This window comes from Labilibaculum manganireducens (genome assembly GCF_963665805.2).
GTDB lineage: Bacteria > Bacteroidota > Bacteroidia > Bacteroidales > Marinifilaceae > Labilibaculum > Labilibaculum manganireducens.
Map to the genome: position 1 here is coordinate 2,315,677 of NZ_CAXXEE010000003.1, position 15,557 is coordinate 2,331,233.

A 15,557-nucleotide genomic window follows, 5' to 3' on the forward strand; every position below is an offset into this window, starting at 1 on the left:
TTTAGAATTATTTTCCTTAAAACGGCAACCTGCTTAACTCCACATTTCCGCCCGAAAGAATAATTCCAACTTTTTGGCCTTTGTACTTTTTCTTCTCTTTTATTAAAGCAGCAAGAGCGACTGCACTCGATGGTTCTGCAATGATTTTCATTCGCTCCCAAATCAGCCTCATTGCTGCAATTATTTCTTTTTCTTCCACTCTGATAATCTCTTCAACATGTTCCTTAATAATTGGAAATGTTTTATCTCCCAATGAGGTTAGCAAACCATCTGCAATGGTTTGAGGATTGGTTTGCGGAACAATTTCACCTTTTTGCAGGGATTGCCAGGCATCATCAGCGCCCATAGGTTCACCAGCTATTATTTTTGTGTTTGGCGAAAAATAATGTGCAGCTAAAGCTGTGCCGGATAGTAAACCTCCGCCACCAACAGGAGCGAAAATTGCATCCAAATCATCATGATCTTCAATCAATTCCATTGCCGCAGTTGCTTGTCCTTCAATTACCTGATAATCATTGTAGGGATGCAAAAAAACTGCACCGGTTTTATTGACAACTTCGTTTAAGGTAGTTTCTCTTGCCTCAAGAGTCGGTATGCATTCAATAATTTCGCCGCCATATCCTTTTACAGCTGTTTTCTTTATTTCCGGAGCATTCGAAGGCATTACAATGTACGCTTTAATGCCTTGCACTTTAGCAGCAAGCGCTATTGCCTGGGCAAAATTACCCGATGAATGAGTGGCAACTCCAAATTCTTTCTCTGTTTCTGATAGTTGAAGAATAGCATTTGTAGCCCCCCGCATTTTGAATGCGCCCATTTTCTGAAAATTTTCACATTTAAAGTAGATATCAGCTCCAACAATTTGGTTGATGAGTTGAGAGCTCATAACAGGTGTTCGATGAATGAATTCTTGAATTCTTGTGTGTGTTTCCTGTAAACTTTCTTTTGTGATAATCATTTTGCTGGAGTTTTTGGTTTGTAATTGTAACCCGACTTTAATCGGGTTACAAAGGAATTTGAACCTTAAAGTGAAATTATCTCTTACATCTATTTCATCGCTTCAAGTGAATCTTTTGCAGCTTGAATGGTCTTGTCAAGCATTTCATAAGTTAATGAATTAGATAGGAAATAACTTTCGAATGATGATGGAGGAAGGTAAATTCCTCTTTTCAACATTTCGTGAAAGAATTTAGGGAATTTGTCGTTATTAGCGGTTGCAGCAGTTTCAAAATCTATTACATCGATATCCGTAAAGAAAACACTGATCATGGAGCCACAACGGTTAATTTTGTAAGCGAACCCCGATTCCGAAAGCACCTTATCCAATCCTTTGTGAAGATATTCTGTTTTATCCGCAAGTTCAGTGAAGTAGTGAGGGTTCTCGTTAAGCTCTTTTAACAGGGTTAATCCTGCAATCATAGCAATAGGGTTACCCGATAAGGTTCCTGCCTGATAAACTGGACCAACAGGCGAAACGACCTTCATAATTTCATCGGGTCCGGCATAAGCTCCCACAGGCATTCCACCACCAATAACTTTACCGAAAGTTACCAAATCGGCTTTAACGCCAAAATATTCCTGAGCACCGCCTTTGCCCAAACGAAAACCAGACATTACCTCGTCGAAAATCAATAGAATTCCTTCTTTGTCACATAATTCGCGTAAATCTTCCAGAAAACCTTTTTTAGGAAGCACGCAGCCCATGTTTCCAGCAATTGCTTCTACTATTACAGCGGCAATTTCACCTTTATTTTCTGCTGCTAATTGTTTTACGTCTTCAATGTTATTGTACTTGGCAGTTAGTGTGTCGTTTGCTGTGCCTGGAGTAACACCGGGTGAATTTGGCACCCCAAAGGTACTTGCTCCGCTGCCGGCTTTAATCAAAAATGAATCGGCATGACCGTGATAACAGCCTTCAAATTTGATAAATTTATTTCGGCCGGTATAACCTCTGGCAACACGAATGGCACTCATACATGCTTCGGTACCGGAATTAACCATTCTCACCTTATCAATGTTTGGAACCATGTCCACAATTAATTTGGCAATTTCAATTTCCAGTTCAGTTGGAGCACCAAAGGATGTTGAATCTTCTACCTTTGCTTTGATGGCATCTATTACTTTTGGGTATGCATGTCCCAAAATCATGGGCCCCCACGATGAAATGTAATCGATGTACTCATTTCCGTCAACATCGGTAAGAATACTTCCTTTTGCTTTTTTGATAAAGACAGGAGTTCCGCCAACAGACTTAAATGCTCTAACCGGTGAGTTTACACCTCCTGGAATGTATTTGTTGGCCTCTGTAAATAATTCGGAACTTCTTTTGTATTGATGCATATTGTATAGGTTTTATGAATTTAAGTAATTGTGACAAATTTCGAGTAAGGAATAAACGTTTGTATTTTCAGACATGACAACATGTTCGGAAAAATCCAGCAGTTTTACTGCGGTTGTACTTCCAATAGCAAAACAGGGAACAGTTTCGTTTATTTTGTATTTGCTGAAAAAACTATAAACAGCACTCGGACTGCAAAAACAAATGGCATCAAAATCAGTAATAGTAACGTCCGGTTGATGCAAATTTGTTTGGTAGCACTCTATTTCCTCAAAATCAAATTCTTTTTCAGCCATAAAATCAGAAATGCTGTTTTGCCTTAAATTTCCTGAAAAATGAATGTAAGAGGAGGCGCTTTGTTTTTCAAGCAACTCAAGTAAAGATTGCGAGTTGTGTTGTTCCGGAAGTAAAGCGACTATTCCAATTTTGAACAGTTCTTCTGCTGTTTTTTCTCCAACAGCAAATACTTTTTTTTCTTCCAAAGCAATTAGCGAGCTTAGGTTTTCTGAAATACTCTTAACCGCATTCTGACTTGTGAAAATCCAATTTGATTCCGGTTTTGAATTAATCAGATCTGTCTTTTCTTTCGAAAGAGGCATGAGATCAATTTGAATAAATGGCTTTGCGGTAACTTCCAGACCTAGTTTTTCAGCATACATTATGTGTTCAGAACTTAGAGATCTGGTAAAAAGAATATTTTTTTTATCTGTTAAAGACATAAATAAATTTCAAAATGATTTCTGATCGCAAGCTAACAAATTTAACAAATCAGACCATTTTTTATGCTCTTGAAATGTATTATTTTATCAATTGATTGAAAATTAGATCTTCAGAAGAGTATCTTTGAATTATAAGAATTTGGAATCGTTAAAAAGTATTAACCTGCTTGCCATTCATTAATAGCTTTTATACTTTTAGTGTGCTTAAAAATGGGAGGAGATCATTGTTTCGAATACCGAAAGATCATGAAGAATCAGTTTTAATCAAAATTCAAAACAAAGCAAGACTTAAAATCAGAAAGATATTTATGACTGAATTCAACAGGGAAGAAGAGAGAAGACAGATTTTGTATCGGTACAAGCATTTGCTTGTTACGTGTAAAAATATTGTTACCCGGGCAGATATAAAATTAGTTCGAAAAGCATTTGAATTAAGCTTAAAAGATCATGATGGTGAGAGAAGAAGGAATGGAGAACCAGCCATATATAAAAGCATTTCGATAGCTCAAATTGTTGTTGAGGAACTAGGATTAGGAAGAACTTCAGTAATTTGCTCTTTGCTATATGATATCGTTCAAAAAGACCGGATTTCTTTAGATGAAATTTCAGAATTGTTTGGGCCTAAAGTTACTTTAATCATACAAGGCTTGGTTAAGGTAACCAATATCTACAATCAAAATCCAAGTCTTCAATCAGAGAATTTCAGAAAGCTGTTATTAAGCTTTGCCGATGATGTGCGCGTAGTTCTTATCATTATGGCAGACCGATTGTTTAATCTCCGGAATCTGGAGAATAAATCGGTAGAGGAACAACAATCTTTATCCAAGGAAATAGAATTTCTTTACATCCCTTTTGCTCATCGTTTGGGAATGTATAATGTAAAATCTGACATGGAGGATTTGGCATTGCGTTATTTAAATCCTGATGTTTATTTCGAGATTGAAAAGAAATTGAAGGATAGTGAGGAGCAACGACAAAAATATATTAAAGATTTTGTGGATCCAATTAAAGCTGAATTGGATCAATTCGGGATGAAATACAAAGTAAAAGCGCGAACAAAATCCATCGCTTCTATTCTTCACAAAATGCAGAAGAAACAAGTTGAGTTTGAGGAAGTTTACGATATATTTGCCATTAGAATCATACTAAAAGCGACACCGAAAAAAGAGAAATCTGAATGTTGGAAAGTTTATTCTGCTGTTAGTGATTTGTACCGGCCAAATCCAAATCGATTAAGAGACTGGATCACCATTCCAAAATCAAATGGGTATGAATCTCTTCATACTACAGTTATGGGACCTGATAATCGTTGGGTGGAGGTTCAGATTCGCAGCAAGCGGATGAACCGAATTGCCGAGCAGGGTTTTGCTGCTCACTGGAAATATAAAGGTGGAAAAAGTGAAGAAGGAGGATTGGATGCATGGTTGCAGGATATTCGGGAAGTTATTGAAAGTCACGGAAGCGATTCCATCGATTTAATTGATAGTTTTAAAGCTGATTTATATCACAAGGAAATATACGTATTTACGCCTAAAGGTGATTTAAAACAATTGTCAGCAGGAGCAACCTTACTCGATTTTGCGTATTCAATTCACTCCGATGTTGGTGATAAATGCATAGGAGGTACAGTCAATCAGAAGAATGTATCCATTAAGCAGATTCTAAATAATGGAGATCAGGTTTCCGTAACGACTTCTAATTCTCAAAAACCGAAATTAGATTGGTTGAATTTTGTGGTTTCTACAAAAGCGAAAAATAAAATTCGGCAGACGATAAAAGAGGAGATGCTTAAGGAAGCTGACCTTGGAAAAGAGACTCTGAAGCGCAGAATGAAAAATTGGAAAATTGAGTTCTGTGATGAAAATATTAGAAAGTTAATGACTTTCTATAAGTACAAAATAGCGGCCGATTTGTATCAGGGAATAGCCTTGGAACAGCATGAATTATCTGAAATAAAAGATATTCTTACTGATAAAAAGGAAATTGAGAAAATTGTTCCAGAAGAACGTCCTGATTATTCTTCGAAGAAAATCACGAAAGAAGGCGAAGACGTATTAATTGTTGATGAGAACGTTTCAAATGTTGAATATTCATTGGCAAATTGTTGTAATCCAATTTTTGGTGACGAAATTTTCGGATTCATTTCAATCGGTAAAGGCATTCGAATTCACAGATTAGGTTGTCCTAATGCCAGTGAGATGCAAACGCGCTACCCGTACCGGGTAGTAAAAGCAAATTGGACTGATAAAGGCTCTGCTTCTTATCAAGCCGTACTTCACATTACAGGAGACGATGAGCTGGGAATTGTAAGTAATATATCCGATGTTATCTCTAAAGACCTTCGGGTGCAAATGAGATCCATCTCAGTAGATACAAACGCAGGATCCTTTGTAGGTAATGTTACTGTTGTAATTGCAAGTACCGAGCATCTTGATACCTTAATTGTGAAATTAAAACGTGTTAAAGGTGTGCATCGTGTAACAAGATACGATCCTGTAAATTAGCAGTATACAAATAATTATATGAAAGGGATGCCGCTGTAAAGTTGCATCCTTTTTTTTATGCAGATAAATATCTTCAATATGATTTCCTGATTAACAGGCTTTTAATAAGAAGCTTAGTCGTTTTTATTGAAAATCCTGCAACTCCTTTGGTGTTTTATTTAGATTGATTCAGTATATTTGAATTTCTAAAAAAAATGAAACCAATTTGGTTTTTTTGTCAGAGTTTATGGAGAATTATATTGTTTCAGCACGCAAATACCGCCCTTCGATTTTTTCATCGGTTGTAGGTCAGCAGTCAATTACAGTCACCCTTAAAAATGCCATTAAAAACAATCATTTGGCTCATGCCTATTTGTTTTGTGGTCCTCGTGGTGTTGGAAAAACTTCCTGTGCAAGAATATTTGCAAAAACAATTAATTGTTCAAATATAAGTTCCGATTTTGAAGCATGTAATACGTGTGAATCATGTGTTGCTTTTAATGAGAACCGCTCTTACAATATTCACGAATTAGATGCTGCATCGAACAATTCTGTTGAAGATATTCGTTCCTTGATTGACCAGGTTCGAATACCACCACAAATTGGCAATTATAGTATATATATTATTGACGAGGTTCACATGCTTTCAGCTTCGGCATTCAATGCTTTTCTGAAAACTCTGGAAGAACCTCCGGCTCACGCCATCTTTGTGCTGGCTACAACCGAGAAACACAAAATACTTCCTACAATTCTGTCGCGTTGTCAGATTTTTGATTTCAATAGAATTAAAGTTGAAGATTCAGTTAAACATCTTAAAGAAATTGCAGAAAAGGAATCAGTTGTAATCGAAGAGGAAGGTTTAAATGTTATCGCTCAAAAGGCGGATGGAGCTATGCGTGATGCTCTTTCTATTTTCGATCAGATTGTAAGTTTTTCTGGTAAAGAGATCTCTTTCGAAAGTGTTATTCAGAATTTAAATGTTTTGGATTACGACTACTATTTTAAAATGGTAGATGCTTTTCTGGATGGAAAAGTAAGTGATGTGCTTCTCATGCTCAATGAAATTCTTGAGAAAGGATTTGACGGACATCATTTTGTTGCCGGGTTGAGCGCTCACATTCGGGATGTATTGGTAGGAAAAGATCCTGCAACAGTTCAATTGCTCGAGGTTAGCGATTCGGTAAAACAAAAATATGTCGAGCAGTCAAAAAAATGCCCGCTTGATTTTCTATATGAAGCACTCAAAATCTTAAATCAATGTGATATTGGTTTTAAAGCAAGTCAAAATCAAAGACTTCTTATCGAATTAAGCTTAATTCAATTATCACAGATAATTGAATTAAAAAAAAAAGGACTTGAATTAAATCTGAACAAAAAAAAACTTCAGAAAATAATTGTTGATGGAGAGGCCATAGGTACTGTGGTTAAAGCAGTGGTTGCTCATAATTCAAATGTTCAAACAATACAAACAGTAAACGATACCGGTGGTGTTTACAACGGAAATAAGGAAAAGAGCAATGGCGTAGGTGTTGCTTCAAAATCCAACTTTGCAGGTTCGGTCTCTATCAAGCAAGCTTTAAACAGTGGTATTTCGCGTACCAATATTGCAAGCAAACCCAAAGATAAAAAGGCTGTCAGTACTATTGAAGCTATTGTTACCGGTAGTGAACCAATTACACAGGAAAAGCTGGAAGCAAAGCTAAAAGAATATATAATTGTCAAAGGGAAAAGTGATCGTATTCGATTGGCTATTACAGTTAATAAGCCTAAAATAGTTGGGGGCGATCGTGTTGTTCTGATGGTTAGTAATCCTTTACAGGAAGATGATGTTGTCTCAGTGAAAAATGAGGTGCGGAACTATTTGAGAAAAGAATTAAACAATTCAGAAATTCAGATTGAGACAGAAATCATTCAAATAAAAACAGCAAAAAGAATGTATACCGATTCGGATCGATTTAATTATTTGTGTGAGAAAAATCCCGCTTTAGGCTTGCTTAAACAAAAATTCTCCCTGGATTTTGAATAAAAATTGAAGATATGATATACAGCATATATATAATGATTTAAATTAGGCTTCTGTTTTTGTACAGAAGCCTAATTTTTAAGTAGTTGTAATTAAAGAAAAAAATCGTTAAAAAATAGATTCTTTTAAATCGGAAACTAAAAAAAATACATATGTTTACTCTGAATTTGAGATGTGATTATTTCAAATTTCAATAAGTAAACAGAGACTTTTTATTAATTATTAAATCACTCAAAACAACAACCAAAATGGCACAGAAGTCAAAAATCATTTACACAAAAATTGATGAAGCTCCAGCCTTGGCGACTTATTCGTTATTGCCAATTATCAAAGCCTTTACTAAAACTTCGGGAATTGAGATCGAAACCAAGGATATTTCTCTTACAGGAAGAATTCTTGCCAACTTCCCTGAGAATTTAACTGAAGAGCAAAGAATTCCTGATTATTTGGCTGAATTAGGTGCGCTTTCATTAACCCCGGAAGCAAACATTATTAAACTGCCAAATATTAGTGCTTCAATTCCTCAATTGCAGAGCGCGATTGCTGAGTTGCAGGAAAAAGGATACGATATCCCAACTTATCCGGAAGAAGCTAAAACAGCTGATGATAAAGCACTTCAAGTAAGATTTGCAAAAGTTTTGGGTAGTGCCGTAAATCCGGTTTTACGCGAAGGTAACTCCGACCGTCGGGCAGCAGGTTCTGTTAAGCAATATGCTAAGAATAACCCGCACAGAATGGGTAAGTGGTCTGCAGATTCAAAATCTCACGTTGCTCACATGGCGGAGGGTGATTTTTATGGTTCAGAGAAATCGGTGACCATGCCTAAAGCAACTAACGTGCGCATCGAGTATGTTGACAATGCGGGCAATACAACTGTATTAAAAGAGAAGCAGGAGCTGTTGGCTAATGAAGTTATTGATTCTTCAGTAATGAATGTGAAAGCATTACGTGCTTTCTATGCTAAAGAAATTGCTGCTGCTAAAAAAGAAGGATTACTATGGTCGCTGCACCTTAAGGCAACCATGATGAAGATTTCTGATCCTGTGATGTTTAAGCATGCCGTTGAAGTTTTCTATGAAGAAGCTATCGCCAAGCACGCTGATACGATTAAAGAATTAGGAGTAAACTTCAACAATGGATTAGGCGATCTTTATAATAAAATTCAAAATCTTCCTGAAGCGAAGAGAACTGAAATCGAAGCTGATATTATGGAAGTGTACAAATCACGCCCTGATATTGCGATGGTTGATTCTGACAAAGGAATCACTAACCTGCACGTTCCAAATAACGTAATTATTGATGCTTCGATGCCGGTTGTAGTTCGTGATGGTGGAAAAATGTGGAACTCTGCCGGAGAACTACAGGATACTAAAGCATTGATTCCAGACAGATGTTATGCTACTATTTATCAGGTTTGTTTCGACGATTGCAGAAAAAATGGAGCATACGATGCAGCAACCATGGGATCTGTGTCGAATGTTGGTTTAATGGCGCAAAAAGCCGAAGAGTACGGATCACATGATAAAACTTTCATTGCTCAGGGAGATGGTGTTATTCGCGTTGCAGAATTCGATGGAACCATTGTGATGGAGCAGAAAGTTGAAAAAGGTGATATTTTCAGAATGTGTCAGGTTAAAGATGCTCCTATTCAGGATTGGGTTAAATTAGCTGTGAACAGAGCTAAAGCAACGAATACGCCGGCTATTTTCTGGTTGGATAAAAATCGTGCACATGATGCTCAGTTAATCAAAAAAGTAAACACTTACTTAGCTGATTATGATACTGCTGGTTTGGATATCCGCATTTTGACTCCGGATGATGCAATTGCATTCTCATTGGAAAGAATCCGTAAAGGGGAAGATACAATTTCGGTAACTGGTAACGTATTGCGTGATTATTTAACAGATCTTTTCCCAATCTTGGAATTGGGATCTTCTTCGAAAATGCTATCTATCGTTCCGTTGATGAATGGTGGCGGATTATTCGAAACAGGCGCCGGAGGATCGGCTCCTAAGCACGTTCAACAATTCTTGACTGAAGGTCACCTGCGTTGGGATTCTCTTGGAGAGTATTTAGCATTAGGTGTTTCTTTAGAGCACTTGGCTAATGTTTTTAATAATGAGAAGGCTGCTTTATTTGCAGAAACTCTTGATTTAGGTGTAAGCAAGTTTTTGGAAGAAAGAAAATCGCCATCACGTAAGGTGAATGAGTTGGATAACCGTGGTTCTAATTTCTATTTAGCAATGTATTGGGCTCAAGCACTTGCAGCACAAGATAAAAATGCTGAATTGAAAACAATTTTTACTAAAGTAGCTCAGGATATGGAAGCTAATGAAGAAAAAATTGTTACTGAATTGAATGATGCTCAGGGTACACCAATGAATATTGGCGGCTATTTTATGCCAAACGAGGAATTGGCAAATAAGGCCATGCGTCCAAGTGCCACTTTAAATGCGATAATCGACGCTATTTAATAAATATTTAGATCCTTAACGGATAAAATTTAAGGTCTTCCAATCTGGAAGACCTTTTTTTGTTCAATAAAATGTGGTATTTAGTTTGATTTTAAATTAGGATTAAAGCTACGGTTTGCGATGCTTAGATTACCATATTTCTCTTACATTTGATGTAGAATAAGAACTTACTTAAAATTATTATACGTTATGGCTATTAGTAAAAAAGTAGAAGAAATCTTGAACAAGCAAATCAACGCTGAATTTTGGTCTGCTTATTTTTATTTGTCAATGTCGAACTATTTCAATGCGAATGGAATGCCTGGTTTTGCAAATTGGATGAAAGTACAATTTCAGGAAGAAACTTCACATGCGATGAAAATGATGGATTACGTAAACGAACGCAGCGGAAGAGTTATTTTGGAGCCAATTGCAGAAGTTCCTTCTGATTGGAATGGTGTATTAAATATTTTCGAAGAAACTTTAAAGCACGAAGAGTATGTGACAACCTTAATTAATGGTTGTGTAAATATTGCGATTGAAGAAAAAGATCATGCTTCAGTGAATTTTATGCAGTGGTTTGTTGACGAACAGGTAGAAGAAGAAGCTACTGTTAATGAAATTATTGACCAATTAAGAATGTTTGAAGGAAAAGGTCACGGTTTGTATATGATGGACAAAGAATTTAAAGCCAGAGTTTTTGTTGATTCAACTCAAGTCTAGTTAAAAGCAAAATATATTAAAAAGCCTCACATATGTGAGGCTTTTTTTATAATGTAGAACTGTTAAGTCAATAAAAATATTTACTTTTGGGTTCAATGGATATGAATAGATACCTTATAGTAGTATTTTGTGTGCTCACAGGATGTGCAGCAGCAGTTCCTTTGGCCAATGGCCAGGATTTAACTGTTGATCATCAGCTGTTTGCCAATTGGTATGCCGATCATATCCAGAATATTGATGAATCTTATTCATCAACAATACTTGCACATACAGAGCAGGATCAATTTGCAGGGAAATACATTCCAAACATTGAAAATATTTCATTACTTGAGAATTTACCTAAATTTCCTGTAGAAAATCAAGTTGTTCCATTGGGAAGTATTCCTATATGGTTTGATTATCACTACTATTTAGTTTTTCGGGATGTCCTTATTGGTACAATCCCAGATGGTGATTTTCATATTCGAGCCCCTGTTTTAGCTTAACTTTCCTTTCCTGTTTTTCAATAGGAAATTTCACTTGTTATATAATAATATTGTTTTCAACCTTTTGGTTGAGAATATTTTACACATCGAAATCAACAAATCAAAATGGGTTTTATAGATAGTACATTGGGTAAATTGTTTGGTAATAAATCAGATCGAGACCTTAAAGAATTGAGTCCTTATTTAGGGAAAATTAAAGCGGAATACGATAGAGTTACTACTTTAAGTAATGATGATCTTCGTGGAGAATCTGGTAAATTAAAGCAACGTATTCAGGATTTTATTCAAGCGGAAAAAGACGAAATACAGAGTCTTAAAGATAAAGTTGATACTGGTGAATTATCAATCAACGAAAGAGAGGAAATCTACGATCGGATTGACGAAATTGAAAAGAAAATTGATGATAAAATTGAAGAGGTATTAGAAGAGATTCTTCCTACTGCTTTTGCGGTTATAAAAGATACTGCCCGAAGATTTACCGAAAATTCGGAACTGGAAGTAACGGCATCTAAATTTGATCGCGATTTAGCTCCCTATTACGATAACATACAAATAGATGGCGAAACTGCCGTATATTTTAATTCATGGACTGCCGGCGGAACTGAAATTACATGGAACATGGTTCATTACGATGTTCAGCTGATTGGAGGTACAGTTCTTCATCAGGGAAAAATTGCTGAGATGGCAACAGGGGAGGGTAAAACTCTTGTGGCCACATTGCCTGTGTTTTTGAATGCCTTAACCGGCAGAGGAGTTCACTTGATTACCGTGAATGATTATCTGGCAAAACGTGACTCGGAATGGATGGGACCAATATATCAATTTCACGGACTATCTGTTGATTGTATTGATAAACATTCTCCAAATTCAGATGCGCGTAGAAAAGCTTATGCTTCTGATATTACTTTTGGAACCAATAACGAGTTTGGTTTTGATTACCTGCGTGATAATATGGCAACTAATCCTAAGGATTTGGTTCAACGTCGTCACAATTATTCAATTGTCGATGAAGTTGACTCGGTTTTGGTTGATGATGCACGTACCCCATTGATTATTTCCGGTCCGATTCCAAGAGGTGAACATCAACAATTTGATGATCTGAAACCAAAGGTTCAAAAATTGGTGAAAGCTCAGAATGATTTGGTAATGAAGATTTTTACCGATTCTAAAAAATTATTGAACAGCGAAGATAAAAAAGATCTGGAGGAAGGAGCAAAACTATTACTTAGAACCTACAAGGGATTGCCAAAGATGAAGCCGCTTATTAAGTTTTTAAGTGAGCAGGGAAACAAGGCGAACCTTTTAAAAACTGAGAATTTTTACATGCAGGAGAATAACAAAAATATGCACATCATCACCGATGAATTGTATTTTGTTATTGATGAAAAGCACAATTCAATTGAACTTACAGATAAGGGAATTGACTTGATTAGTTCTGATGTTGAAGATTCAGGTTTCTTTGTACTGCCTGATATTGGATCAGAAGTAGCAGTAATTGAAAAATCAGATCTTTCGGATGAAGAAAAAGTAGCCAAAAAAGATGAAATGATTCAGGCATACTCGGTAAGATCAGAAAGAGTTCATACGATCAATCAATTATTAAAAGCATATACACTTTTCGAAAAAGATGTAGAATATGTAATGATGGATGGTAAGGTGAAGATTGTAGACGAGCAAACCGGTCGTATTATGGAAGGTCGTCGTTATTCAGATGGTTTGCATCAGGCAATTGAAGCCAAAGAAAATGTGAAAGTGGAGGCGGCAACTCAAACATTTGCTACTATTACTCTTCAGAATTATTTTAGAATGTATAATAAGCTTGCCGGTATGACTGGTACTGCAGAAACAGAGGCAGGTGAGCTTTGGGATATTTATAAATTAGAGGTGGTGGTAATTCCAACCAACCGTCCGATTTGTCGCGATGACCGTGAGGATTTGGTTTATAAGACAAAACGTGAAAAATATTCTGCTGTAATTGATGAAATTGTAGATCTGGTAAATGCCGGACGTCCGGTTTTAGTGGGTACAACTTCTGTTGAGATTTCAGAATTACTTGGACGTATGCTTAAAATAAAAGGGATTAAGCACAATGTACTGAATGCAAAATTACATCAGCGTGAAGCAGATATTGTTGCGGAAGCAGGTCAATCGGGAACTGTAACCATTGCAACAAATATGGCTGGTCGTGGTACGGATATTAAGCTAAGTGATGAAGTAAAAGCTGCTGGTGGTTTAGCAATTATTGGTACAGAGCGTCATGATTCCCGTCGTGTCGATCGTCAGTTACGTGGTCGTGCCGGTCGCCAGGGAGATATTGGATCTTCTCAATTCTTTGTGTCTTTGGAAGATGATTTGATGCGTTTGTTTAGCTCAGATCGTATTGTAAAGTTAATGGATAGAATGGGACTGAAAGAGGGTGAAGTAATTCAGCACAGCATGATTACTAAATCTATAGAACGTGCCCAGAAAAAAGTGGAAGAAAACAACTTCGGTATTCGTAAAAGATTATTGGAGTACGATGATGTAATGAACTCTCAGCGCGAGGTTATTTATAAGCGTCGCCGCCATGCATTGTTTGGTGAGCGTATTCAGGTAGATATTGCCAATATGATGTATGATATATCAGAATTGATTGCAAATGAATATCATGGTGTTGACTTTGAGGAGTTTAAAATGGATTTGCTTCGTACATTTTCAACCGAATCTCCTGTAAGTGAAGAGGAATTTATGAAGGAGAAGCCTGAAGAAATTACTGAGAAAATTTACGCCGTAGTTTTGGATAACTACAAACGAAAAGTGGAAGCCATTAGTAAGCAAGCCTATCCGGTAATTAAAAATGTATACGAATCAAAAGCAGAAATATATGAGAACATTGTTGTTCCGTTTTCTGATGGATCTAAAATGTTTCAGGTAGTAACCAATTTGAAGAAAGCTTACGAAAGTAAGGCTGAAGATTTGGTTCGTTCTTTCGAGAAGGTTTCTATTCTTGCAACCATCGATGATGCCTGGAAAGAGCATTTGCGTGAGATGGATGACTTGAAACAATCAGTTCAGAATGCTTCTTACGAACAAAAAGATCCATTGTTGATCTACAAATTTGAATCGTTCAATTTGTTTAAAACAATGATTGAAACGATAAATAAGAGTGTTGTCAGCAGCTTAATGAAAGGTCATATTCCATTATCGGATCCTGAAGATGTCCGCAAGGCAGAAGAACGTAAAAGAACCGATTTAAGCAATTTGAAAACTACAAAAGAAGAAGTAGGAGGAGGTAGAGAAAGACCGGAACCTAAAAAACCGGAACCCGTTCGTGTTGCTCAAAAAGTAGGACGAAATGAACCTTGTCCTTGTGGTAGCGGTAAAAAATTCAAACAATGTCATGGAAAAGGAGTTCCGGCTTAATTTCCATAATTAAAAAAATCATACTAAATTCACATGGATTGTTTCGCAAGTCGAAACAATCCATTTAGTTTTACTTACCAAACTTAAAAAAACACATATGTTGCTTTCAATTCTTTGGGATATCGACCCGGAAATATTTAAAATCGGCCCTATCGCTGTCCGTTGGTACGGATTATTATTCGCATTAGGATTTTTGTTGGGATATTATCTGGTAGAAAAAATGTTTAAAAAAGATGGTATTAAACTGGAATGGCTTGATAAATTATTCCTGTATACCATGATTGCAACTGTTGTTGGTGCTCGTTTGGGACATGTGTTTTTCTACGGATGGGAATTTTATTCACAACACCCTGCCGAAATGATTAAAATTTGGCGGGGAGGATTGGCATCTCACGGTGCTACAATTGGAATTCTTGTTGCTTTATGGTTTTATTCTAAAAAAGTGAGCAGAAAATCAATGCTTTGGATATTGGATTACGTGGTAATTCCGGTTGCTTTGGCAGGATGTTTTATTCGTTTGGGAAATTTGATGAATTCAGAAATTATTGGAACTCAAACTCATTCTGACTGGGGATTTCAATTCATCAGAGCTTCTATTTATGAGCCAAAAGCACCACGGCACCCAGCACAATTATACGAAGCAATTTGTTATTTGATTTCCTTTGGTGTTCTGTCATTTATGTATTGGAAAACCAATGCAAAACAATACAGCGGAAGATTATTCGGAGCTTTTTTTGTGATGATCTTTACAGCTCGTTTCTTTATCGAATTTATTAAAGAAAATCAGGAAGCTTTTGAGCAGGGAATGTTGTTAAATATGGGACAGTTACTAAGCATTCCGTTTGTTTTAATCGGGTTGTTCTTTCTGATTCGATCGTATAGAATTGAACCGATGAAGTAATTAACTATAGTATAACAAGAAGCCGAATCT

General features: G+C 36.4%; 10 protein-coding genes. 7 read left to right on the forward strand and 3 right to left on the reverse strand.

What is annotated here, in order from left to right; genetic code table 11:
• Positions 1–16 precede the first annotated feature (16 nt).
• The 3 genes from ACHZAX_RS08865 to ACHZAX_RS08875 form a co-directional block, all read right to left on the reverse strand.
• Entirely contained in the window at positions 17–958 is a 942-nt protein-coding gene (locus tag ACHZAX_RS08865; RefSeq protein WP_320018840.1) for a pyridoxal-phosphate dependent enzyme, read from the reverse strand.
• Between the two features lie 89 nt (positions 959–1,047).
• Complete coding sequence (gene hemL, locus ACHZAX_RS08870) at positions 1,048–2,340, reverse strand: glutamate-1-semialdehyde 2,1-aminomutase (RefSeq protein WP_320018841.1); 1,293 nt, start codon at positions 2,338–2,340, stop codon at positions 1,048–1,050.
• A 12-nt stretch (positions 2,341–2,352) separates the two neighbouring features.
• On the reverse strand, positions 2,353–3,057 hold the full coding sequence (locus ACHZAX_RS08875; RefSeq protein WP_320018842.1) for a uroporphyrinogen-III synthase: 705 nt from the start codon (positions 3,055–3,057) through the stop codon (positions 2,353–2,355).
• A gap of 308 nt (positions 3,058–3,365) precedes the next feature.
• Here ACHZAX_RS08875 and ACHZAX_RS08880 point away from each other — a divergent pair, with 308 nt between their 5' ends.
• The 7 genes from ACHZAX_RS08880 to lgt all read left to right on the forward strand — a co-directional run bounded on the left by ACHZAX_RS08880 (position 3,366) and on the right by lgt (position 15,527).
• Positions 3,366–5,561 (forward strand): RelA/SpoT family protein, encoded by a 2,196-nt coding sequence (locus tag ACHZAX_RS08880; RefSeq protein ID WP_101309595.1) that lies wholly within the window; start codon positions 3,366–3,368, stop codon positions 5,559–5,561.
• Between the two features lie 226 nt (positions 5,562–5,787).
• Positions 5,788–7,566 (forward strand): DNA polymerase III subunit gamma/tau, encoded by a 1,779-nt coding sequence (locus tag ACHZAX_RS08885; protein ID WP_320018843.1) that lies wholly within the window; start codon positions 5,788–5,790, stop codon positions 7,564–7,566.
• 245 nt (positions 7,567–7,811) lie between these two features.
• Positions 7,812–10,037 (forward strand): NADP-dependent isocitrate dehydrogenase, encoded by a 2,226-nt coding sequence (locus tag ACHZAX_RS08890; protein WP_320018844.1) that lies wholly within the window; start codon positions 7,812–7,814, stop codon positions 10,035–10,037.
• A gap of 189 nt (positions 10,038–10,226) precedes the next feature.
• Complete coding sequence (locus tag ACHZAX_RS08895; RefSeq protein WP_101309551.1) at positions 10,227–10,739, forward strand: ferritin; 513 nt, start codon at positions 10,227–10,229, stop codon at positions 10,737–10,739.
• Between the two features lie 101 nt (positions 10,740–10,840).
• Positions 10,841–11,224, forward strand: coding sequence for a hypothetical protein (locus tag ACHZAX_RS08900; RefSeq protein WP_143470871.1), 384 nt, complete (start codon positions 10,841–10,843; stop codon positions 11,222–11,224).
• Positions 11,225–11,329: 105 nt separating this feature from the next.
• Positions 11,330–14,626 (forward strand): preprotein translocase subunit SecA, encoded by a 3,297-nt coding sequence (gene secA, locus ACHZAX_RS08905; protein ID WP_320018845.1) that lies wholly within the window; start codon positions 11,330–11,332, stop codon positions 14,624–14,626.
• Between the two features lie 97 nt (positions 14,627–14,723).
• Positions 14,724–15,527, forward strand: a complete 804-nt coding sequence (gene lgt, locus ACHZAX_RS08910) for a prolipoprotein diacylglyceryl transferase (RefSeq protein WP_320018846.1) — start codon at positions 14,724–14,726, stop codon at positions 15,525–15,527.
• Positions 15,528–15,557 lie beyond the last annotated feature (30 nt).